This window comes from Sphingobium sp. D43FB, assembly GCF_002312805.1.
Lineage (GTDB): Bacteria > Pseudomonadota > Alphaproteobacteria > Sphingomonadales > Sphingomonadaceae > Sphingobium.
This window is the reverse complement of the sequence record NZ_NMUA01000013.1, coordinates 14,802-38,372: the sequence shown is the minus strand read 5'-3', so window position 1 is coordinate 38,372 and position 23,571 is coordinate 14,802. Positions and strand designations below refer to the sequence as shown.

The window sequence follows — 23,571 nt, the reverse complement described above, 5'->3', positions numbered from 1 at the left end:
ACGGAAAATAGGAAGTGGCTCTTTGCAATTTTGGCAGAATTTTGGTGGCTTCAGGTTGATCCCGATCGCGCTTTTGGCACGCTTGCTACGGAATATCAGATAAATCGCAGCGCCAATTAGTGCTAACGCCAGAAGCTCAATTAGTAGGTAAAGAAAGTCGCCCATGCTGATTTGTTAGCGGCTGCATCAACGTCTGCAATAGGGAACCGAGTTTGGGGTGTGGAACGGCCGCAAATGGCCGCTTTTAGTTATCCTCCCCTAGTAGGGGAGGTGGCAGGGCGCAGCCCTGACGGAGGGGTGTCACGCTATCGATGGGGTGACACCCCTCCACCACTTCGTGGTCCCCCTCCCCTTACAGGGGAGGATTTTGAAGCAACGCGGGCGTTGCGCTTTGTCTGTCCCGCGACTCTATCGTATGTTTTTAGCGTCTTGGTTCGGCCGCAAAAGCCTCCCTTCAATCCCATCCCTACAGAAACACGCCGCCCTTCATAATCCGGCGCGCGCGGCCCTGTACCGGCATGCGGTCGAACGGGGTGTTGCCCGCCGCCGCCGCCATCCTGGCCGAATCCACGATCCAGGGCGCATCGGGATCGATGAAAATGAGGTCGGCGGCGCTGCCCGGCGCGAAATGGCCGGCATCGACGCCCAATATCCGCGCCGGATTGGCGCAGAGCAAGGTCATCAGCCGGTTGATGCTCACATGCCCCTCGCGCACCAGATTGAGCGAAAGCGCGAGCAGCGTCTCGGCCCCGGCCATGCCGGGCGCGGCGTCGGCGAAGGGAAGGCGCTTGTCCTCCGCCCCGCGTGGATCGTGGCTGGAGGTGATGACGTCGACCGTGCCATCGGCCACCGCCGCGATCGACGCCTTGCGGTCATCCTCCGAACGGAGCGGGGGGGAAAGGCGGGCGAAGGTGCGGAAATCGGTGACGGCATTGTCGGCAAGAAACAGATAGGCGGGGCTGATGCCGCAAGTGACGCGCAGCCCTTCCGCCTTGGCCGCGCGGATGAGGTCGAAGCCCGCCTTGGTCGTCACCAGCCGGAAATGGATCGCCGCGCCGGTTTGGCGCGCGAGCAGCACGTCCCGCGCGATCGCCATCGCTTCGGCGCAGGCGGGGGCATGGGGGAGGCCCAGGCGCGTGGCGGTTTCGCCGCTGGTCGCGACCGCGCGCGCGGTAAGCCCGCTATCTTCGGCATGGGATATGACGGTGAGGCCCAGCCCCGACGCATAGGACAGGACGCGCAGCATTACGCCCGAATCGGCGATCCACTGGCGACCCGTGCCGACCGCCTTGGCACCCGCCGCCTGCATCATGCCGATCTCGGCCAGTTCGGTGCCCGCAAGGCCGCGCGTGGCCGCGGCGATGGGGTGGACCCAGAAATCGGGCTTGCCCGCGCGCGTCGCCTGCCGGATCAGCGCGGCATCATCGAGCAGCGAGGATTGGTCGGGCATCAGCGCCGCGCGAGTGATGCCGCCAAAATGGAAGGCGGGCTTGTCGGTGGCGAAGACGCCCAGGTCGACGAGGCCCGGCGCGACGACCAGCCCCGCCGCGTCGATCCGTTGCGCGTCGTCGGGCAGCGTGACGTCACCGGACGCGACGATGCGGTCGCCCTCGATCAGGATCGTGCCGGGGACGAGCGCGTCACCTGCGGGATCGGCAAGGCGGCCGTTGATGATGGCGATCTTGGTCATGCGCGGCGCATCCAACATAAAAGTTCGTCATTCCCGCGCAGGCGGGAATCCATCTCCGACGCTTTCCCTCGGTGCAAGGCCGGGAGATGGGTCCCCGCCTTCGCGGGGATGACAGACAGAAAAAGCCTAATCATCATGCCCATCCCGCCACGCCGCGCGCCCGGCGCGTCAGCACGTCCAGGCACGCCATGCGGATGGCGACGCCCATCTCGACCTGCTCGGTGATCGCCGACCGATCGGGATCGTCGGCAACGCTGCTGGTGATCTCCACGCCCCGGTTCATCGGCCCCGGATGCATGACGATGGCGTCGGGCTTGGCGATCGCCAGCCGTTCGGGTGTCAGCCCATAGAGCATATGATATTCGCGCGCCGAGGGAATGAAGGCGCCGTCCATCCGCTCATTCTGCAGCCGCAGCATCATCACCACGTCCGCACCCTCCAGCCCTTCGTCCAGCCGGGTGTAAGGGGTCGCCCCCAGCATCTCGACTTCAGGCGGCATCAGCGTGGGCGGGGCGACCGCGCGCACCTGCGCGCCCAATGCGGCGAGGCAGAGCATGTTCGATCGCGCCACGCGGCTGTGCAGCACATCGCCGCAAATGGCGACGATCAGCCCCTCGAACCCGCCCTTGCGCCGCCGGATGGTGAGCGCGTCGAGCAGCGCTTGCGTGGGATGCTGGTGCCAGCCATCGCCCGCGTTCAACACCGCGCAGTCCACCTTGTCCGCGATCAGCGCGACCGCACCCGAACTGGCGTGCCGGATGACCAACACATCGGCGGCCATGGCGTTGAGCGTCATCGCCGTGTCGATCAGCGTTTCGCCCTTCTTCACGCTCGATTGGCCCGCATGCATGTTGACGACATCCGCCCCCAGCCGCTTGCCCGCAATCTCAAACGACAAAAGGGTGCGCGTGCTGTTTTCGAAGAAAGCGTTGATCTGGGTCATGCCCGCCAGCCGATCATCATGCTTGCGCGCCTTGCCGCGATTGGCCGTCGCCCATTGCTCCGCTTCGTCCAGCAGGAAACGAATTTCCCAAGGCTTCAAGTCAGCGATCGACAGCAAATGCCGATGCGGAAACAGCGCCCGACCGGTGAGGTCAGACGAAAGCGGCGCGGCGGTGATGTCGGGCATGGCCGCGCTTTAGGACAGCGGGACGCGAAGGGCAAGCTGGCGCGCGGCGGGATAGCGTGGAGAAGAAGGATTGGCTGGGGCGGCAGGAGCCGCAACCGAGTTTTCCATCCCCAGCAAAACTGCGAAATCTGGACAATCAAACAGTGCCAACAAGGCAAGCTTTGTAGCAGACGATTGGACCAAATCGTCAACTATTAAGGCTCTCCGCTTTAGGCCTTTAATTTTCTCAAGAAAGCTGCATCAACTTGTGCGATCCGTAACGCCACATGTGTCACCAATCCTCCAATATTTTCGCTGGTCACAGGGTAAGGATTGATCGGGCTAGGCAGGGCAAATTTCCACGTGAGTACGCGTTTTCCCGGCTTTCGATCCGTGACCTTATAGTTCAGTATTTCACGCCACTTACGACAACGCTCGTTGTCGTTTGTCCGAGTTTCGACGGTGATGCAGGGGATGGCATCGAAGAGATTGAAGCTGAAACGAAGGTCATCAAAGACGTCGTCCTGCCAGCCGAAAGCTGCCTCTATTGGGACAAGATCGACGACCGATTTCCTCTCACTCAAGAAATGACCGCCCCTTTTGGGCTTCAATTGAAGGCCAATGGCCGCAAAGTGCGAGGTCAATGCACATACAGCCTGTTCACGCAGATCACGCCTTGCCTCGCGCAGGCGCCGAAGCGCTGGGCCGTGCACCTCCGCAATAGTTCGGGCCATAGGGGCGAGGCATCCCTCGCGGGGGCAAATGTGGTGGCCCAGATAGATGATATATTGCTCCAGAGAATCGAGCGCTGGATTATTCCGTCCCGCTTCCCTCTCCTCATCCAAGAAAGCGTCAAATATCGCTGAGATGTCTCCAAAACTGCGCGCAGTCCAATATTGATCTTCCGCCACGTCACGCGTGGACACAGTATCGATGCGATAGGGAATGATTGGAGCGGCTTCTGACAATCCATGTGATGGCGTTAGATATATTAGATTGCCGTCCCAGCAGATGTCATCGTCGGCCGCACAAAAATAGCGATCAACCCACCCCCGATAGCGTTCGAGCTGCTGCGGGCCTAGTTTTGACCCTACCTTCACCTCAACAACGCCAACCCTACATTTGCGTCGGTCATATGCCAGCAGATCCAGGCGCCCGATATTGTCGCGGGTCTCCTCATCTACGACGTCATATTCGCGCATTACCACGATGTCAGCGACATCCGAGGCATCATCTGGCCCCGTTCCTGCAAATACTGGAAACAGCCGGTGTAGGAGACGTGCCCCAAATTCGTGGTTTTCGGTCGGCGAGAGGAGAAAGGCGATGTAATTGCTGTGACGGATTTCGTTCGACAGGCGCCCCATGGCGTAGAAGGCATTGAATGATTGAAGGGTCCGCGAGAGACGCTGAAAATCTTCAGCTTCAACGAGCGTGGGCAGGTCATCCCCCAGGCGATTGTCGCCCAGCTTATCGCTAAACCCATCGAGCAAGAAATCTACTGCAACCTGATTATGTGTGTAGGCTTCAATATAGTCCGGCATACAGGCTCCTTCGCTCCTCGCTAGCGCGGGGACTAGGAACAAATGCTTTAGCCTAGCTTAACTTTCTCCAAAGCCGTCGCGATCCCGCCAGTGAACCGCCCCGGCTTTCCCGGAGGCTCCTATCTGTGAGAAGGAGCCACGATGAGCAATACAAGGAACAAGTTCTCGCCTGAGTTTCGTGATCGTGCGGTTCGGATGGTGGAAGAGCACCGCGGAGATTATCCGTCGAAATGGGCGGCGCTGACGTCGATTGCCGGGAAGGTCGGCTGCACGACCGAGACGCTGCGCCGCTGGTGCCGTGCGCAGGCAAGCCGACGAGCGGGGCCAGCGTTGCAGGCCCTCAGTGATCGTGATCGGTTCAAGGCGCTGGAGCGCGAGGTCAAGGAGCTTCGCCGGGCGAACAAGATCCTGCGCAAGGCATCGGCATATTTTGCGCAGGCGGAACTCGACCGCCACGGCAAATGGTGATGTTGTTCATCGACGCTCACCGGGAAGAACTGGGTATCGAGCCGATCTGCCGCGAACTGGCGGTCGCCCCGTCTTCCTACCACGAACACGCTGCCCGCCTTGCCGATCCCGGCAGGCGTCCGGCCCGATCTCGGCGCGACGACGAGAAGCGCGAGGCGATCAAGCGCATCGACGAGAACAGGTTTGGCCTCTATAGTCCCGCAAGGTCTGGCACCAGATGCGCCGCGTAGGGATCAACGTTGCCAAGTGCACCGTGGAGCGGTTGATGCGCGCCATGGGACTGGCTGGCGTGCGCCGGGGCAAGACGACGGTGACGACCATCAGTAACCCGAAGGCTCCATGCCCGCTGGACAAGGTCAACCGCGAGTTCCGCGTTAGCCGGCCCAATGCGCTGTGGGTGGTCGACTTCACCTATGTCCATATCTGGGCGGGGTTCGTCTATGTCACGTTCGTGATCGATGCCTTCGCCCGGCGGATCGTGGGCTGGAGGGTCGGCACCAGCGCCACGGCAGGCTTCGTGCTGGATGCCATGGAGCAAGCCATCCGTGCCCGCAGACCAAGTGCCGAGGACGACCTGATCCACCATAGCGACAGGGGCGTTCAATACTTGCCCATGAACTACACCCAGCGCCTTGCCGAGGCCAATCTGGTGCCCTCGGTCGGCAGTGTCGGCGACAGTTATGACAACGCCTTGGCCGAGACGATCAACGGCCTCTACCAGGCGGAGGTCATCTGGCGGCAGCGCTCGTGGCCGGGCGTATCAGCCGTGGAAATGGCCACGCTGCGATGGGTCGACTGGTTCAACAATCACCGCCTATTCGGCCCCATCGGGCAAATCCCGCCCGCCGAAGCCGAAGCCAACTACTATGCGGCCATTGAGAACCTCGATATGGTCGCATGACTGAATTGAAAATGCCTCCGGGAAAGCCGGGGCGGTTCACCCCATATGTCGTGGCCATATAGCGCCTCCTGCCGGATGCGCGGTCCCTTGATCAGACCCGACATCATCGGCAATGCTGTGGGCGATGATACCGCCGATAACCTCGACACTGATCGCAAACGCCGTCCAGACCAAGAATATGGTCACGGCGGGCTATGCCTACTGGCAGCAAGGCCGGGTGAGCGACCTTGCGATTGACACGGACATGGCGCTGATCATCGCCGCCGTCAAAGGCAGTGCCAGACACCCGTATGAGGTTACGATTGCCTTCACTGATCTGGATGGCGAAGACGAAGAACCCTTGATCGAATGCACCTGCCCGGTCGGCTTCGATTGCAAGCATGGTGCCGCCGTGCTGTTTGCCGCACAAGCACGCGCTGCATCAGACGCTGACGGACCATCGGGTGCGGTGCAGCATCGCATAGTGCCGAACGCGGCTTCAAAGCCGCTTCCACTGCCCGCGCCCTTGCAGCAATGGTTGAGCGAAACCCAGGCCGAAGCAACCGTGCGCGCACGCGGCACTGTGGATCTGGCCTACGTCTTTTCGCCACGCGCCCTGCACGACGGCAAGAGCCGCAAGGGCAAGGCGTTGCCAATATCGGGACAGATTCTGCCGCAGCGCCTGGCCATTGCGGCCTGGATAATGGGGCAGAGCGGCAGCGGCCAGACCGGATGGCAGAAACCCAATGCCTATCAGTTGCGCAGCAGCCAGATGCCACTGGATCCGGTCGATCAATGGCTGGTGCGCCGGATGGATCCTTATACCGGCGATCTCGACACGCACACCTCGCCCAAAGGGCTGGCGGGAAGCGATTTGGTCGAAAAGGCGATCGCGACCGGCCGGGCACGCTGGCGAAAGGCCGATGGGCCAACCCTGCATTGGGGCGAAGATCAAACGGCGAGATGGTGCTGGAAGAGCCTTACAAACGGCGAACAACGCCCATCGCTGGAGGGCTTGGCCGAGGGGCAACTGCTTTTCGCAAACGCACCACCCGTCATTATCGACGACGCCACCGGAACGGTGCACCGCGTGACCGGCATCACCGATCCAGCGCTGGCCCAGCGCGTGTTGCTGATGCCCCCGGTGCCGCCCGATGCCGTAGCGCAATTAGCAATCCATTGGGAAGACATCGCTGGCGCTGACGTACCCGCACCAACGCTCACGGGCCTCAAGGACTTGGGCGCTATACACCCGGTCCCGGTGCTGACCTTCGTTCAAGACAAGGTTGATGCCATCATGCCGCGTCGGCGCGGCTATCAGGCATCGTCCACGTACAAGGCTGATATGGCCTGCGCGCGGATCAGCTTTGATTATACGGGATACCGCGTGACGCCGAACGCAAATGCAGCAGAGATCATAACCAACAGCGATGCGGGCTTTATCCGTTTCAGACGCGACCTTGCGGCAGAAACCCGGGCGCTCGACCAGATGCTTGTGCATGGCCTCATCCCGTTGGATGGCTTTCCAGAGCTGAAAACCAAACCTGCGCTGCAATGGGATTTTGCCCCGGTCGCGTTGGCCAAAGCCACCGATTTCGCGCTGTTCATGCACACCGCGCTGCCAAAGTTGCGCACCGACGGCTGGCGCATCGAATATGGCCCCAGGTGGCAGCTCACCATCACCGAGGTCGGCGGTGAGGATGTGCAGTTCGATGTCACGACATCGGGCATGGATTGGTTCGATATCAGCCTTGGTGCCCGGATTGATGGGCAAGTCGTCGACATCCTGCCCATATTGCGACAGCTATTGGCGCACTTCGGCCCGCAATTGCTGGACCAGACTGGGGACAGTATCACCATCGCGATCCGTCCGGGTAAGCTGGTGCAATTGCCTATCGAACAGATCAGGCCGGTGCTGGCGATGCTGCTCGAGCTTGCCCTCCACGATCGTGAGGCATCAGGAAAATTGCGCCTTCCGCGTAGCGATATCGCCGTGCTGGCCGATCTCGAAGCGGCGAGCGCAGGCCGCATTGGCTGGCGCGGCAGTGATGACTTGCGCAAACTTGCCCGCGCCCTTGCCCGCATCGATCTGCAGCCGACCGTAACGCCGACGAGCTTTAAAGCAGAGCTCCGCCCCTATCAGCAGCACGGTCTGGACTGGCTGCAAGTGCTCCACAGCGCTGGATTTGGCGGCGTGCTGGCGGACGACATGGGGCTTGGCAAGACTGTCCAGGCCCTGGCGCACATCGCTACGCTGAAAGCCGCGGGAAAGCTGGGGGACCCCGCGCTGATCATCTGCCCGACCTCGGTGCTGCCCAACTGGCAGGCAGAAATTGCCCGCTTTGTTCCCGAACTGCGCAGCGTTCTCTGGCACGGCAATGACCGGCACAACCTGCATGACCAGTTCGGTGACGCCGACATCATCGTTTCGAGTTACCCCCTGTTGGTGCGCGACACCGCGCAGTTTGCCGCCCAAACGTTGTCACTCATCCTGTTTGATGAAGCCCAGACGCTCAAGAACCCCAAAACAGCTGGCTTCAAGGCGGCAAAGGCGCTGAAAGCAGGACAGATTATCGCCTTGTCGGGCACACCAGTAGAAAACCAGCTGACCGACCTGTGGAGCTTGACCGACCTGGTCACGCCTGGCTTGCTCGGCTCACTTGACCAGTTCAAACGGGTGCTCGACCGTCCGATCTCCCGAGATGATAATCCTACCGCCAAAGCAATGCTCCGACGCCGCCTTCGGCCCTTCATGCTGCGCCGGACCAAAGATGAAGTTGCTGGCGACCTGCCCGACAAGACGGAAATTCAAGATTGGGTCGACCTCGAAAAGAACCAGCTGGCCGCTTACGAAAGTTTGCGCCTGCTTATGCACAAGCGGGTGCGCGACGAGATTGCCCGCGTCGGTCTGTTGCGCTCGCAGATCGTCTTCCTCGATGCCTTGCTCAAGCTGCGGCAACTGTGCTGCGATCCGCGCCTTCTACCGCAAACGAACGGCAACGGCATGGAGAAGGCCGTCGGCTCGGCAAAGCTCGCCAGGCTGATGGAGATGCTGCCGGAACTGCTGCGCGAAGGGCGACGGATCATCCTGTTCAGCCAGTTCACGTCCATGCTCGACCTGATCAAGCCCGAACTCGACGCGCTGGCCATAACTTATGTTGAAATCCGCGGTGCGACGCAGGATCGCAACACCCCTGTGCGCAAATTTCAGGCCGGCGAAGCTCACGTCATCCTCATAAGCCTCAAGGCTGGGGGAACCGGTCTGAACCTTACCGCTGCTGACACAGTGATCTTGTACGATCCCTGGTGGAATCCAGCGGTCGAAGCGCAGGCCATCGACCGTGCGCACCGGATTGGCCAAACTAGGCCCGTCTTTGTCCACCGCCTCATCGCCAAAGGCACAATCGAGGAGAAGATACTCGGCCTTCAGGAGAAAAAACGAGCGCTTGCCGCTATGCTCTGGGAGGGTGACAGTGCAATCCGGGCCAAGCTGACCGAGGCCGACATCGCATACCTGCTTGGGTAACGCGTGACTCGCCACTATCGAACAACGAGGTGGCGTGGCAGGCAAGGTGGGCAATGGCGCGTGATATTGCCCGTTAAGCGGTCACTAAACATCTGCGGATGGCGCGCCCGTTTGCAGGATTTTAGGTATTTGCCTGTTAATCTGAATATTCTCGAAGAAACTGAGTGATTGGGAAGCGGTTGGAACACTGGTCGCCGAATGACGCCTCGGCAGCCGCCGCGCTTGCTCCGATAGCGGAATATACCATTGACGTTATCGCTCGGATCCTTGCGCCCGAGTATGTCGGTCCGGTTCGATCATATCCGCAGACGACCTGCGGAAAGGATTCAGGCAGATCATCGCGCTTCTCCTTGCCAAGGCCTTACTCATTAACCTCTGGTACCAAGGAATTCCGGAGGAAGTCCTTCACAAGGAAACGGAACGGCGGAGGCAGAAGCTACGGCGGATCATCCGGCTGCCTCTCCAGCAGTGGAACCGTCTGCATAGGTCGCACGGCGACCGGAACTGCAGCACCGGTGGTGGAAACAAGCGGCATAAAGTGTAGGCAGATGGGCGATAGCTGCGGTGGAGACCGATCTTTGGGCAAGCCATCGAAGCTGATTGTCCAGCAAGTCTAATCGATCAGGATGTTTAGCCGTTTTCAGACATATCGCCCGAGCCTCTGGGCTCGCCTGCTTCTGGGCAGGAACTGGAAGCTGGTGCTCGATCGTTCGCGTCGCGACCGGCTACGGCTCGGCGAGGATGACATATCCTGCATGGACCTCACCGCCGTTTCGGTCAGCAAGGCCCTGCTGTGGCATTCCGTCGAGATACGGATGAGGAACCGCCTCGAGACCCTTACGGGCCTGACCGGCGAATCCGCACGTGGCCTCCATGAAGATCTGCGCGTTTTCGTAAATCACCATCTTTCAGACCTGATCGGCAAAGACCGGGAGAAACTGAAGGTCGTCGATGACGCCATCACCGGCATCGTCAGGGCGAGACGACAGTATCTGGCGCAGTCCGACATCAGCCGGGCGATCGCATCGGTCCCAGGGGACGCCTCGGCGGCTTTGACCCATCCGCTTTTCAGCTATGGCCACATGCCCACTGAAATGCGGTCCAGCCTGCCAGCCTCGTTCAGCATCCTGACCGACGCCAGCCAGCGTCAGCGCTATAACGACGATTTCGTTGAGTATGAGATGCAGGCCTTCGAGGGCTTCTTCAATGATCTAGGCGGCTTCCCGCTATCCGAGGAACAGCGGGAAGCCTGCATCCGGCTCGAGGACAGCAACCTGCTCGTCGCATCGGCGGGTTCAGGAAAGTCGGCGACCATGGTCGGTAAGGTGGCCTATGTCCTTGAAAAGGGGCTGCACGAGCCGGAGGAGATTCTCGTGCTCGCCTTCGGCAAGCATGCCGCGGGCGAATTGAAGGAGCGCATCGCCCGCCAGCTTGGCATCCCCGCCGAAGACCTGAAATGCCGTGTCACGACCTTCCACGCGCTTGGACTCGGCATCATCAAGGAAGTTGAGGGACGACCTCCGCAGATGGTGAACTGGGTGGAGAGCGCAACAGGCGAAGCGCGCTTCCTGAACGGCATCATCGAAAAACTGGTCGAGACAGACGAGGAGTTCCGCCGGTTATGGGTGGAAATCCTCATTCTCTACCCAAAGGCGCACATTCCGCCGGCCGAGTTCAAGGATCAGGCATCTTATCGCGCCTACATGGCCGACAATAAGGGCAGAAGGCCAAAGGAGATCGGCACCTATTCTGGCGAATACGTCAAGTCACTGGAAGAGCAGACCATTGCCAACTGGCTTTGGCTGAACACTGTCGATTTCACATACGAGCGCCGGACCAAGACCCAGGACGAGGACGGAAGCGACAGATGGATCGATCCGGACTTCTACTACCCGGCCACCAACACAATCCACGAACACTTCGCCATTAATGCCGATGGAACCTCACCCTTTCCTGACTATGTGAAGCATGCCGGGCTGAAGCGCGCCGCCTATGCGCGACTGGGTGCGGACTTGTTCGAGACGACCTCGGCACAGGCGAGCGATGGGTCGCTGCTCGTCCGATTGAAGGGTGAACTCGAAAGTCGCGGAATGCCGCTCGTGGAACGACCGCTGGAGGAGGTAATGAAGGCTGTCGATCCCGTTGTTCTCAATCACTATCGCAAAATCATCGCCGTCTGCATCAAGCACATCCGCGCGAGCAACCTGACCCTCGACATTCTGCTCAAAAAGGCGAAGTCCCTTCACGATCCACAGCGCGCCGAGCGATTCGCCAGGGTAGTGGCGGCCATAACGGATGCATACACCCGAAAGCTTGAGGAGCAGCGCCGCATCGACTTCGACTCGATGATCGGGGACGCCGTCAGACTGGTTGAGACTGGCCGATATCAGTCCCCCTATTCGCTGATCCTCGTAGACGAGTTCCAGGACATATCTGATCCGCGGGCTAGGCTGATCAAGGCGCTCAAGCATCAGCGCGCCTTCACCAAGCTCTTCGCGGTCGGAGACGACTGGCAGTCCATCTATCGCTTCACCGGATCCGACATCACCTTGTTTACTGACTTCGAGACGCACTTCGGGGCATCGTGGGAAGGCCGCCTGCAACGCACATACCGGTGCAACCAGTTACTCGCCGACACTGCCGCCGCCTTCATTCAGAAAAATCCGGCGCAGATGACCAAGACAGTGAAATCGTCGCGTCCGGCGATTCCGCGCTCGATCCGGGCGATCCCGGTTAAGGTGGAAAAGACCAAGTTGAAGTTCGCGGGCGCCTGCCATAGGCTGCTTGACCGTCTGGACACCTTCCTTGAGGGAATAACGGAGCAGTGGCGTAAGCACGAGGGCGATCGGCTGAAGGTTCTGGTGCTGTGGCGCTACAACCTACTGGATCCGTTCGACGGAGAACCGCCCTCATACCGGAATATCGAAGTGTCAGGCCTGTCGTTCCACCGCTCGAAGGGCCTCGAGGCGGACTACACGATCCTTCTCGATGTCAGTGAGGGCGACTATGGTGTCCCTAGCCGGATCGAGGACGACGAACTTCTCAATCTCGTCATTCCAAGGCCCGAGACATTTGAATATGCTGAGGAGCGCCGCCTCTTCTACGTCGCCCTGACGCGTGCGAGCCGTGGCGCATTCCTGCTCTACAATGACAGGCAACCCTCCCGCTACATAGCCGAACTATGCGGTATTGCGGGCGACGACCTCCGCTTCGAGACGGTCGATGGTGCCAGGCTGCAGCAATGCCCGAAGTGCATTACGGGAGGCTTGGTGGAGCATACCGCGGAGGATGGTGCAGTGACGATCCGCTGTAGACGCCACCCCCAATGCGGCCACGTCCGGCCGGTCGCGCCTGGCTCTTCAAAGCAAACACAACCCAATCAGATGGAGCGAAAAGCATGAAGGCCATCCTCGGCATCGCCTTGTCCCTATGCGTTTTTTCATCTGTGCATGCTCAGGCTCCCGACGAGCCCATTGTGATAAATGGCACCTGTGATCCAAAGTCCGGTGTCACGATCGATAATGGCGACCCTAGTCGGTTCGCTTGCGACAGTGCGGTCATCGCTCGCACGGAGCGCGGAACCGTGCTTATCCAATTCACAGACAAGAGCGGCGACGATGGCAGGATTCTCGGGTTCGCGGGAACCATCGAGGGAAAGCAGGGCTTCGGTGCCGACCTTATGCAGATGATGGCCGTCGAGCGGATCTACCTGGCGAGCGGCGACAATCCAATCCCTGCCAGCGCCGGGACCTGCATCATGAACTGGACCGGGCTCCAGCGCACGGGTGGCCGCCTTACCAGCATCCTATGTGGTGGGCGCGGGCAGGTGGAAAACTCGGACATAAGGGCGATGGCGGTGCTGCAGGCGCAATGATTCGATTCGGCGGGCGATCAGGTTCGCCATAGCAACTATCCGGGAGTCAGGAGTCCCCGCTAAGCCATAAGCCATGCCCTGAACAAAGCAAACATTCCGATTGCCATCCGTGACTACGACAAGATCTGTCGTGTCACGATCCCATCTTGATACTTGCGACAAACATGAGTCGCTAACGCGATGGAGAATATTATGGCGAAACGATACGTCCGAGCTACGGGCAAAAATTCGCAGGGTGACATCACAAAGCTCTGCAACTCTGGAGAAATCTGGTCCCCGCGGGTCAAGGCGGACGCGATCAGCGATATCGAATCCGGCACCCACGAATATTGGGTGAATTGGACGCATTATCCGGAAACCAAAATCCGAGTGGTGAACGGATCAACCGGAAAATATTTGCGTACCGATCGCGACACGACGTCGAAAAATAATCTCGACGACCTTCCGGACTGCTGATGCCGGGATAAGGGGTCTGGAGGGGCATCTCTCCGGCCCCACATCGTCATGGCATCGATGCAAAGTCTGATCGGCGATATGCGTTCACCATCGACATAAGCTCCGGTGGAGATATCACCTCAACCGCGTCTCCCCACATGTATAGGTGCCAGCACATTTCGAGTAGGCCGGACGCGCGAAATCTAACAAGCAGTGATCCGCCGGGCTCATGCTCAACGATCTGGGATGGATGAAAAAGAAAGCCTTCCGCACGCGAGGCGGCGTGAGCTGCAAAACGCCACGCCACGTCGTGTATTCCATCTTCTTGTTGGTAGGAACCGAAGCATCGCTCCGCGTGTGTGTCGAGGTCGAAGCCCGACCTTCGAACAAACGATTCTGGCAGCACTACAGCCTCTTCAATGGCATCGACGCGGAAATGTTGGATCCCGCCGCCGACCTTTTCGAGATCGACAGCGACCAAATACCGCCTTGCGCCCAACAGCAAGCCGTGTGGCGCAACGATTCGCTCGCGAGAGATGGCATCCTTCCAGCCGCGATAGCGTATGCGCAGCCGCGATGTGCCTTTGAGGGCAGTTGAGATGGCCAGGTCGATCGTTTCGCGGCCAACGGGCCTTGGCCCTGGGCGCGTCGCATGACCGAGAGCAACCAAAAGGGCTTCTTCATCAGCTTCGATTTTGCGGCTACGCTCACTTGGGATCAGCGCTAAAATCTTCGCATGCAACGAGCGCAATGCTTGCACCTGATCGGCACCAGCGCCGTTTGTAAGCATTTCCTCTGCTAGAGTCAGTGCCGCGAGTTCTTCGGCTGTCGGCACGAGCAATGGTGCGATGGCCTTGTTAGGAAGTCGCCAGCGCGTCTTTCCCGATTCCTCATCGCGGAAATGATCCAACTCAGGGAAGCGTTCTCGAAGTGCCGCAATGACGCGTTGCGATGTCCGATAGTCTCGCTCCAAAATTTCGGATATCTCGTCTAGGCTGATACCACGCGCACTTGCTGCATGAGCAGCGATAGTCAGAAGATCGATCGCATTGCGATAGGACATCCTAAACCTTTCCCATGCGACAGGATCTGTCGTGTGGCTCCATCATGCTAGACATGAATGATGCAGTCCAGCGGACGTCAGTCCGTGATAGGGGGATAAATGCGGAACTACGGCGGCAATACCATCTTCTCAGCAAGCGACCTCGTGAACTTCATGGGCTGCGCGCATGCTACGGTGTTGGACACGACTAATTTGGTCACGCCCATGGTTGCCGCGTCAGACGACGAATACGCTGCCCTTCTACAGCAAAAGGGCATCGAGCATGAGCGCGCCTACCTTCGACGCTTACAGGAGGAAGGTCGTTCTGTAGTTGAGATTGCGTCGACCGGCCCGCTTGAGGAGCGTGCTGATGCCACGCGACGGGCCATGCAGAAGGGGCATGATGTCATCTACCAAGGCGCTTTTCTAGTTGGCCGCTGGCATGGCTATTCTGACTTCCTGATCAGACGGAACGATGCGACATCGTCGTTGGGTTCATACGCATACGATGTTGCCGATACCAAGCTTGCTCGATCGGCGAAAGCGAAACACGTACTCCAGCTGTGTGTGTATGCAGACATGCTCACCGATGTGCAGGGCGTCGCGCCGCCTGCGATGCATGTGGTGTTAGGATCGGGCGAAATTACCTCTCTTCGCACATCTTCGGTACTCCATTACTTCAATGTTGCACGCCGACGCTTCGAAACATTTGTCAATTTGCCGCCTACCACGTCGGCAGGCGACCCCTGTGGCCACTGCACATTTTGCCGCTGGACCGAGAAGTGCGGGGCGGAGTGGGATGCGGCAGACCATCTCTCGATCATTGCAGGTATGGGACGCGGCCAGATCAGCGCCCTGCGTGCAGAGGGTATTGATGAGATCGGACAGCTTGCAGCCACCCCCGTCGAGACCCGCGTCCCTGGAATGCAGCCAGCCACTTTGACAAGGCTTGTTAATCAGGCCCGCCTTCAAGGGCATCAACGTCAGACGGGCGACCGCTTGGTCGAGCTTCTCCCGCCATCGTCGGGTCGGGGCTTCGAGAGGCTACCTCTGCCAGATCATGGTGACTTATTCTTCGACATGGAAGGCGACCCCCTCTTCGATGGCGGTCTGGAGTATCTGTTCGGCATCGTAGCCTTCAACCATGCAAACGAAGATTGCTTCCACGAATTTTGGGCGCATGACCGCGCGAGCGAAAAGATTGCGTTCGAGCAAACCATCGATTTCATGATCGATCGTCTCGCGCGTCATCCAAATGCGCATATCTACCATTATGCGGCCTATGAGCAGACTGCGCTCAAAAAATTGGCGATGTATCACGGCACGCGTGAAACCCAAGTGGACGATCTGCTGCGTAGTGACCGGATGGTAGATCTTTACCGGGTGGTGGTTGAATCCATTCGAACGTCTGAGCCGCGCTACTCGATCAAGAACATGGAGGCGTTCTACCTTCCTGGTGGACGTCAGGGCGAGGTAAAGAATGGTGGTGACAGCATCATTATCTACGAGCGGTGGCGGCAGATCGGTGGCGAACAACTTCTGCGCGAGATAGCCGAATATAACGAGATTGATTGCCGCTCGACGCGTATGTGTCGCGATTGGCTGCTATCCCTGCGGCCTCCTGAAACGCTATGGTTTGAGGGGCGGCAGATCGCTCCTGCAGATCCGGTCAAGACGGCTGCGCGCCAAGACGCTGACGAACGCACCCGCAGGCTTGCCGAAGCGCTGACGGATCGTAGGGATGAACCATGGCGACAGCTCCTTGCAAATCTGCTGGAGTTCCATCGCCGCGAGGCGAAGCCATCCTGGTGGGCTATGTTCGCTCGCCAAGACATGGACGAAGAGGCCCTGCTGAATGATGCCGAATGCCTTGCAAACCTGATGCCTCATCCAACGATGCCGCCTCGAAAAGAAAAGCGCTCGGTCATTCACGCGTTCACGTTCCCAGCGCAAGATTTCAAGCTGCGTATCGGTGACACACCTCTACGCTCCGGAACGCTGGAACCGGCTGGCGAAATTGTTTCGCTTGACGAAGATAAGGGAATTATCGAGTTGAAACTCGGTCCCAGCCGATCCCCGATCGAACCTGGAACAGCGCTGATCCCTACTGGCCCAATCGGCGACGCGGTGCTCCGGGCTGCCATCTACCGATATGCCGAGCTCATCGCTGCTGGCGGTAAACGATATAACGCGATCACTGCCATACTACGCAGGGATCGACCGCGTTTAGTTGATCGCGAGCCGGGGCGGGAGATTGTGGCGGAAGGTGTCGATGCGACTACCGGTGCTGTTGACGCGCTGATAGCTCTCGACAGCAGCTACCTGCTAATCCAAGGTCCGCCCGGCGCAGGCAAGACCTACACGTCGTCACAGGCGATCGTCGCTCTGCTGGCGGCAGGCAAGCGGGTTGGGATCGCCTCGAACTCCCACAAGGCGATCAATAACCTGCTCTCGGACGTGGAGACGAAGGCGATCGCTCAGGGCCTGCAATGTCGTGGTATGAAGAAATCGACGCGCGAAGATCAAGCCCTTGGCACCGGCGGCTGGATTGAAGACGTTGTTGGCGGCAGTGGCAGCGGGGTTGAAGCACACCACCGTCTGGTAGCCGGGACTGCATGGTTGTTTGCTCGCGAGGAACTGGACGAGGCGTTCGACTATCTCTTCATCGACGAGGCCGGTCAGGTCAGCCTCGCCAATATTATTGCAATGGGGGTGGCAGCAAGCAACATTGTTCTCGTGGGTGACCAAATGCAGCTGTCGCAGCCGATCAAGGGGACTCATCCGGGCGATAGTGGCTTGTCCGCACTTGATTATCTGCTCAAAGGTCATGCTACCGTGCCTGCTGATCAGGGCGTGTTCCTGCCTGTCACGCGACGCATGCATCCAGATCTCTGTCGTTTCGTGTCAGACGCGGTTTATGAAAGCCGCCTTGAAGCTGAGGCCTCCACTGCGCGACAGCGTCTCGATGTGGATCCCGCGCGTGACTCCGATGCGATCGCGTCGGCGGGCCTGCGCTTCGTGGACGTGCACCACAGCGATTGTACCCAGCGCTCTCAACCGGAGGCCGACCGCCTGTCGCTGACCTATCGCGCGCTCTTAGGTGGTCGTTGGACCGATCGGCATGGCGAAACTCATCTGATCGGGACAGACGACATCCTTGTTGTTTCGCCCTACAATATGCAGGTCGAGCTGTTGAAACGCGTTCTACCTGAAGGCGCGCGCGTGGGTACGGTCGACAAATTTCAGGGTCAAGAAGCTCCGGTTGTGCTGGTGTCCATGGCAACGTCATCTGGCGACGACCTGCCAAGGAACATCGAATTCCTTTACAGTCGGAACCGGCTGAATGTCGCAATCAGTAGGGCAAAGTGCTTGGCGGTAATCTACGCTAACCCAAGACTGCTGGAGATACCCTGTTCGACCATCGCTCAAATGGAACTGGTCGATGGGCTATGCTGGGCAAAGCAGTTTGCTGACGAGCAGCGGGAGAACGTCCTGGATATTTTAACTGACAGTTGCGCCGCCTGACGCAGCTACCCTACAGACGACGCGAGTATCCTAGCCGTGATACTATATGATGTGGGTTACCATCATATAGTACCACGGCTGCATGATCGCATGTGAACCACATCGGCTGCGCGCAAGATGAAGCGCAATGCAAAGAGACCAGGTTATTGGACTAGATTGGTTTCCGACACGAAATATTATCAATTTCAGAGACATAGTGTGGGCGAAAAGGTGGAGGAATGAGCATATGTTCGATGACGATTTTGGGCCAGAGCATCGCAATGATGGAGAGGGTTTTGGCGAAGTAAAGGCCGACACCAAGGATGTGCTTGCAATCTGGTCAGCATGGCTCGATCGGGGGTGGCACGGGGTGAAAGTTGCCGATTGGGCTGGCCTTTACCTGCCCGCGAAGCTGGATGCCGACGTTCGATTCCTGAGCCTTTTGGTCGACAAAATGCCGAACTTCGGGCGCGTTGCGCAGCGGATGCGCCGAGAAGCCGTTGGAGACTTGATTCGGGCTCAACATCTGCTGCCTTGGACGAGCAAGGCGCGACCTCAGTTTTTCAGCGAGCAACGCGACGGCCGTCAACTCGTCCTGAAGGAACGCGAACATGCCTTCCCAGTTTCTCAGGTCAAATCGTTAGTGCTGATGGCAATGCGCGATGGCGATATCGAGCAGGCACGTAAGCGCCTTCTTTACTGCTGGCTCATACCGACAGTGTTTTGCACCAGGGAGACCCATAAGTCGCTCCCCAGCCGCTGTGAGGACTTTGACCGGCCATATGACCGATATTCTAACCGTCATGACGGTCTCGAAGATCTGAAGCTCCTTCGTTTCGACGGTTCCGTTCTTGATCCCGATACCTACAGCAGGGCGCATCTCCTGGAGGATCTTCAATCTATCCACCAGCTCCAGCCGGTCGTGGACGGGCTCGACGGATTGACGTTCCCTACGCCTGAGGAAGAGGCTGAATATACTAAGCTCATGACCAGGCGAGGAACAGGCAGTTCGGTCGCCTAACCTCCACGACGCATAGATTGCGGTCCAATTTGCCCCCTAATCCAGATAAGGGCGAATTGGACCCATTGCAAAAGCATCTGGTTGGCGCGTCAAGCAATCCAATTTTCGTCAACCTTACAGGCGGATATGCACCAATGGGAACGGATCAACCTGGCGACAGATCAACCTGTGAACTTGTGGATCCAGCACTGGCTGTGCGAGCCCGACAGGCGCGCGCCTGACTGCGCCGAACAACTTCGGGGCAGCGCTTCGCACCGACTGCGGGCATGATACGGAAGCAGTGGTCGTGGCCTTGTGCTGCACCGAGCATGATCCAGGAAGGTGAATAATGCGCCCGAATAAGGATGCGGTTCTTTCAGCGCTGGAGGAATTCGATCAGATCGGCCGTCCGGCCTTCATGGAAAAATATGGATTTGCTGATCGCAATATAACTTATGAGGTCGAGCACGACGGGCGCAGCTATCCGTCCAAGGCAATTTTCGGTAGCGCCTTTGGTTTCATGCCTGGCGATGTAGCGCGTAATAGCGAGACGTGTAATGGGACCGAGGCCCGCGAGCATCTGGAACATCTCGGTTTTGACATCCTGTCCAAGGATCCAGCGGGTTCCCATAAACGCCAGCTCACCCTGTTCAGCACCAACGGTCAGGCTTTCCAACCGACGCGAACCTTCAATCGCGCGACAAAGAAATCAGCCTACCGGCTCCAGCGTCCAGGCACCACCAACAAGACAAGCGACGCGGAAGAGGTCGATAAGATCATAGATGTAGCCCGGGCGATGCTGATCGATGGGCGTCTAGCACGGGTTAAGGCCACCGACGGCACAGGGCCCGCCAATTATGTAGGCTATGGAAAGCGGACGCTAGTCCGATATGAACTCGACCCCGCGATAGCCGCAGAACTTGGCATTCCCGCACAGTCAGGTATTCTGGAAACAGTCGACCTTGATCGGTCCGTTCTGGAGCGACTGCGCCAGCTTTTTGAGGTGAAATATCCAGACTTCAAGGCTTTCGATGACAGCGGCGGATATCTTGCTGCGGAAGATCAATCCAAACGCGTCCTGCTTGATCGGGCGTCAGCTATCATGCGCGAGAAACATGCTGAAAGCGATGAAGTTTTAGGTGCCATGCTGCTCGACCTCGTCGCTGGCAAGAGCGGTGTGCCAAGCAGCCTATTGGATTGGCGCATCGCCAAACTGGTGACGGATATCCGGCGCGAGGAGCCAGGCGAGATCGAACAAGCCGCAGGTCGGCTAGCCCGCGGTGATAACCCGATAGACGCCATATCCGCCTTTGCGTCGGACACATGGCATATGCTTTCGACAAGAACGCCAGCGCGTCCCTTCGCGGAAAGCCGCACGATACCCACTATGATCCGCGCATTGGTTGATGGGCAGCGCGTCCTTGGTATCCGCTCCACGCCCACTGACAATGCGTCGAAGATGCTGCTCGGCAAAGGGGCATTCGGGCAGCAGCCCCTGACAGAAGACGAAATGCGGCACGTCATCACGCTCGCTGAAGAGATCGCGCGCATCATGCGCGAAGAATGGGGTTGGAACCCCCGCGATCTCTGGGATGTGCAGGGTTTCATTTGGGAGACCTGCCAGAAGCGCATTTCCGAAAATGCTGACGAACCCGCCGATACTGCTATGAGGGATCATACCATAATGCCGACGAACCTTATCCTCTATGGACCGCCCGGCACCGGCAAAACATATGCGACCGCAGAGGAAGCTGTCCGCTTGTGCGGTGAAACCGTGGTGCGAGACGACCGCGAGGCGCTGATGTCATCGTACCGATCGCTACACCAAAAAGGACGGATCGCGTTCGTCACCTTCCATCAAAATTTCAGCTATGAGGATTTTGTCGAGGGGCTCCGGCCGGTGACAGCAGCGCAAGACGAGGGCGCTAGCGGCAGCGTGGGGTTCAGCCTTCAGCCGCAAGACGGCGTCTTCAAGCTCATTGCAGAGCTCGCTGCGAGCAATCACGGCAGGGCAGCAGGTGGCGATGCCCCAGTTATCGACCGCAATCGGAAGATCTTCAAAATGTCTCTGGGACGCAGTTGGGCGTCTGAGGACGATGTTATTTATCAGGACGCAATTCGCGACGGCTATGTCGTGCTTGGTTGGGGTGGAGAAGTCGACTGGTCGGACCCTCGCTACGATGCGTGGGATGCAATCAAAGAACGTTGGCGGCAAGATTTTCCCGACGCCAGCGGCAACGATCCCAATATGTCTCAGATGTATGCCTTTCGCATCAACATGCAGATCGGATCGCTAATCGTCATCTCCGACGGCAATCGTAAGTTCCGCGCGGTCGGTGAAATTACTGGTCCTTACCAGTTCGTGCCCGGGACGAACGGCGAATATAATCATCGTCGATCTGTGCGCTGGCTCTGGCATGGCGATGAAAGCCTGCCGCGGGAGCTCATCTACGATAAGGAGCTAAGCCAAGTTTCCGCGTATCAAATGAACAGCCGACACGTGAACTGGGATGGTTTGGAGCAGATCGTTGCAAGCGGTGGCGCGACGGCGACCTTCGGCACGCCGGAGCCCTTCGTGCTGATCATCGACGAGATCAACCGCGCCAACATCTCCAAGGTTTTCGGTGAATTGATCACACTGTTGGAGCCGGACAAGCGGATTGGCCAGGAGAATGCACTGACGGTCCGATTGCCCTATTCCAAGCAGGAATTTGGCGTGCCCGCCAATCTCCACATCATCGGCACCATGAACACCGCTGACCGCTCAATTGCGCTTCTCGACACCGCGCTGCGTCGTCGGTTTGAGTTTCGCGAACTTATGCCTGACGCATCGCTGCTGGGAACGGTCGATGGCATCGATCTTGCCGCATTGCTCGCGACAGTCAACGAGCGGATCGAATATCTTTTCGACCGCGAGCATCAGATCGGCCATGCCTATTTCATCCGCTGTGAAACGCGCGACGAGGTGGACGAGGTCATGCGGAATAAAGTTATCCCGCTCCTTGCTGAATATTTCTACGAGGACTGGGCGAAGGTCGCTGCCGTGTTGGGTGACGGCGATGATGGCGAAGGTGATCGGGAAGGCCGCTTCATCGATCGACGTAGATTAAAAGCGCCCAAGGGTCTGGGCGGCGATGAGGATGCTGCACCGCGCTATCGTTGGAGCGTGCGCGACACCTTCTCTTATGGCGGCTTCGCCTCGGCGTGATTCGCCGGACAATTCTTGAATGGGAGACGCTGCGTTATGGTGATGCCGCAGACGAAATCCCTGCCCATGCGGCGGATCGGATCGCTGCTGTTGCGGCGGCCTCGCCGTTAGCGGGTCGGGGCGGAGGTGGGGTGCTGGACCATGGTCGCAAGGCGCTTAGAGCACGCGGCGTCGTCGGCGTCATAGCCGCCGGGGGCTGTGCGCTCGAAATCCTGCCGAAGATCGATATTCCCAACGAAGATGGCTCTCAGGCGACCGGAAGCATTCGTCGTCGCCTCGTCCATATGCTCGCGGTTGCGCTTGACCTGAAGATCGATGCTGGCCAAGTCACAGCGCTTGATTGGCAGCGTGAAACACTACTTGAGATCCTGATCCGCCTTTTTTCCGAGAAGCTGGTTAATGCCGTGCGGCAGGGCATACCTCGCCGCTATGTCGAGCACGCCGACGATCTTCCAGCCTTACGCGGGCGGCTGAATGTGACGCGCCAGTTCACAACGCTGGCGGTCGATCCTTCACGGTTGGCCTGCCGCTACGATGCGCTGACGTCGGACATCGCACTCAATCGCATCATGAAAGCGGCGATCACCCGTCTCTCCCGTATAGCTCGAACGACTGACAACCAAAGACGTCTTAGAGAACTCACGTTTGCCTATGCGGATATCGCCGACCTGCCGGTGCAGGCACTTCGGTGGGACGATGTGGTCCTAGACCGCACGAACGGGCGCTGGCGTGAACTGCTGAACCTAGCGCGCCTGCTGCTGGGCGAGCGGTTTCAGACCACGTCTGCCGGAGGCAGTGATGGTTTTTCACTGCTGTTCGAAATGAACATGCTGTTTGAGGAATATATCGCACGGATGCTCAAACGGGCCCTTGGTGACACTGACTTGCGTGTCGTCAGCCAAGGCGGGCGGCTGTACTGCCTGGAGGCAGACGATCTGAGGCAGGTCTTCCAGACTCGACCGGACATCCTGATTAAGCGGGGCGATGCTGTAGTTCAGGTGGTCGACACCAAATGGAAACGGATTACCGCAAGGATCGATGACCCCAAACGTGGCGTATCGCAAGCCGACGTGTATCAGATGATGGCTTATGGTCGCCTTTATGAATGCGAGAGGCTGACCTTACTTTACCCTCATCATGACCAAGCCGGATGCGATGAGGGACTGATCGGCGATTACGGCGTCAATTCGTGCCAAGATCGCCTTGAACTTTTTTCCATCGACGTCGCTCGCGGCGATGATATCAAGGCACGGCTGCGGAGCATGTGTCAATCCGGCCTAAAAGAGGTGCAATAG

Annotated in this window: 12 protein-coding genes, 1 pseudogene and 1 other annotated feature; of the genes and pseudogenes, 9 read left to right on the top strand and 4 right to left on the bottom strand. The window is 58.8% G+C overall.

Annotation, left to right across the window (positions count from 1 at the left end; translation table 11 throughout):
• Positions 1-466 precede the first annotated feature (466 nt).
• The 3 genes from SxD43FB_RS12600 to SxD43FB_RS12590 form a co-directional block, all read right to left on the bottom strand.
• Entirely contained in the window at positions 467-1,690 is a 1,224-nt protein-coding gene (locus SxD43FB_RS12600) for a dihydroorotase (RefSeq protein ID WP_096062560.1), read from the bottom strand.
• A gap of 133 nt (positions 1,691-1,823) precedes the next feature.
• Entirely contained in the window at positions 1,824-2,819 is a 996-nt protein-coding gene (locus tag SxD43FB_RS12595; RefSeq protein WP_096062488.1) for an aspartate carbamoyltransferase catalytic subunit, read from the bottom strand.
• A 209-nt stretch (positions 2,820-3,028) separates the two neighbouring features.
• On the bottom strand, positions 3,029-4,339 hold the full coding sequence (locus SxD43FB_RS12590; RefSeq protein ID WP_141249509.1) for a PD-(D/E)XK nuclease family protein: 1,311 nt from the start codon (positions 4,337-4,339) through the stop codon (positions 3,029-3,031).
• A gap of 141 nt (positions 4,340-4,480) precedes the next feature.
• On the opposite strand from SxD43FB_RS12590, the pseudogene SxD43FB_RS12585 reads away from it, so the two are divergent.
• The 5 genes and pseudogenes from SxD43FB_RS12585 (at position 4,481) to SxD43FB_RS12565 (ending at position 13,543) form a co-directional block, all read left to right on the top strand.
• Positions 4,481-5,708, top strand: a pseudogene (locus SxD43FB_RS12585) (IS3 family transposase).
• Positions 4,762-4,876: a sequence feature (AL1L pseudoknot), on the top strand. Its footprint overlaps the pseudogene before it by 115 nt.
• 178 nt (positions 5,709-5,886) lie before the next feature.
• Positions 5,887-9,213, top strand: a complete 3,327-nt coding sequence (locus SxD43FB_RS12580) for a DEAD/DEAH box helicase (protein ID WP_176482768.1) — start codon at positions 5,887-5,889, stop codon at positions 9,211-9,213.
• A gap of 755 nt (positions 9,214-9,968) precedes the next feature.
• Complete coding sequence (locus SxD43FB_RS12575; protein ID WP_255245713.1) at positions 9,969-12,614, top strand: UvrD-helicase domain-containing protein; 2,646 nt, start codon at positions 9,969-9,971, stop codon at positions 12,612-12,614.
• Positions 12,611-13,087 (top strand): hypothetical protein, encoded by a 477-nt coding sequence (locus SxD43FB_RS12570; RefSeq protein WP_096062484.1) that lies wholly within the window; start codon positions 12,611-12,613, stop codon positions 13,085-13,087. Before SxD43FB_RS12575 ends, SxD43FB_RS12570 begins: the two co-directional genes overlap by 4 nt.
• 192 nt (positions 13,088-13,279) lie before the next feature.
• Positions 13,280-13,543, top strand: coding sequence for a DUF3892 domain-containing protein (locus SxD43FB_RS12565; RefSeq protein ID WP_096062559.1), 264 nt, complete (start codon positions 13,280-13,282; stop codon positions 13,541-13,543).
• A 46-nt stretch (positions 13,544-13,589) separates the two neighbouring features.
• Here SxD43FB_RS12565 and SxD43FB_RS12560 read toward each other — a convergent pair whose 3' ends face one another.
• The gene (locus SxD43FB_RS12560) at positions 13,590-14,585 is read right to left on the bottom strand and encodes a WYL domain-containing protein (RefSeq protein WP_096062483.1); all 996 of its coding nucleotides are present in this window, start codon (positions 14,583-14,585) and stop codon (positions 13,590-13,592) included.
• A 99-nt stretch (positions 14,586-14,684) separates the two neighbouring features.
• On the opposite strand from SxD43FB_RS12560, the gene SxD43FB_RS12555 reads away from it, so the two are divergent.
• The 4 genes from SxD43FB_RS12555 to SxD43FB_RS12540 all read left to right on the top strand — a co-directional run bounded on the left by SxD43FB_RS12555 (position 14,685) and on the right by SxD43FB_RS12540 (position 23,571).
• Positions 14,685-18,089, top strand: a complete 3,405-nt coding sequence (locus tag SxD43FB_RS12555) for a TM0106 family RecB-like putative nuclease (protein WP_096062482.1) — start codon at positions 14,685-14,687, stop codon at positions 18,087-18,089.
• Between the two features lie 226 nt (positions 18,090-18,315).
• On the top strand, positions 18,316-19,089 hold the full coding sequence (locus tag SxD43FB_RS12550; RefSeq protein WP_141249508.1) for a hypothetical protein: 774 nt from the start codon (positions 18,316-18,318) through the stop codon (positions 19,087-19,089).
• Between the two features lie 328 nt (positions 19,090-19,417).
• Positions 19,418-22,276, top strand: coding sequence for an AAA family ATPase (locus SxD43FB_RS25910; protein ID WP_255245712.1), 2,859 nt, complete (start codon positions 19,418-19,420; stop codon positions 22,274-22,276).
• Positions 22,273-23,571, top strand: coding sequence for a restriction endonuclease (locus tag SxD43FB_RS12540; RefSeq protein WP_096062480.1), 1,299 nt, complete (start codon positions 22,273-22,275; stop codon positions 23,569-23,571). The genes SxD43FB_RS25910 and SxD43FB_RS12540 overlap by 4 nt, the downstream gene beginning before the upstream one ends.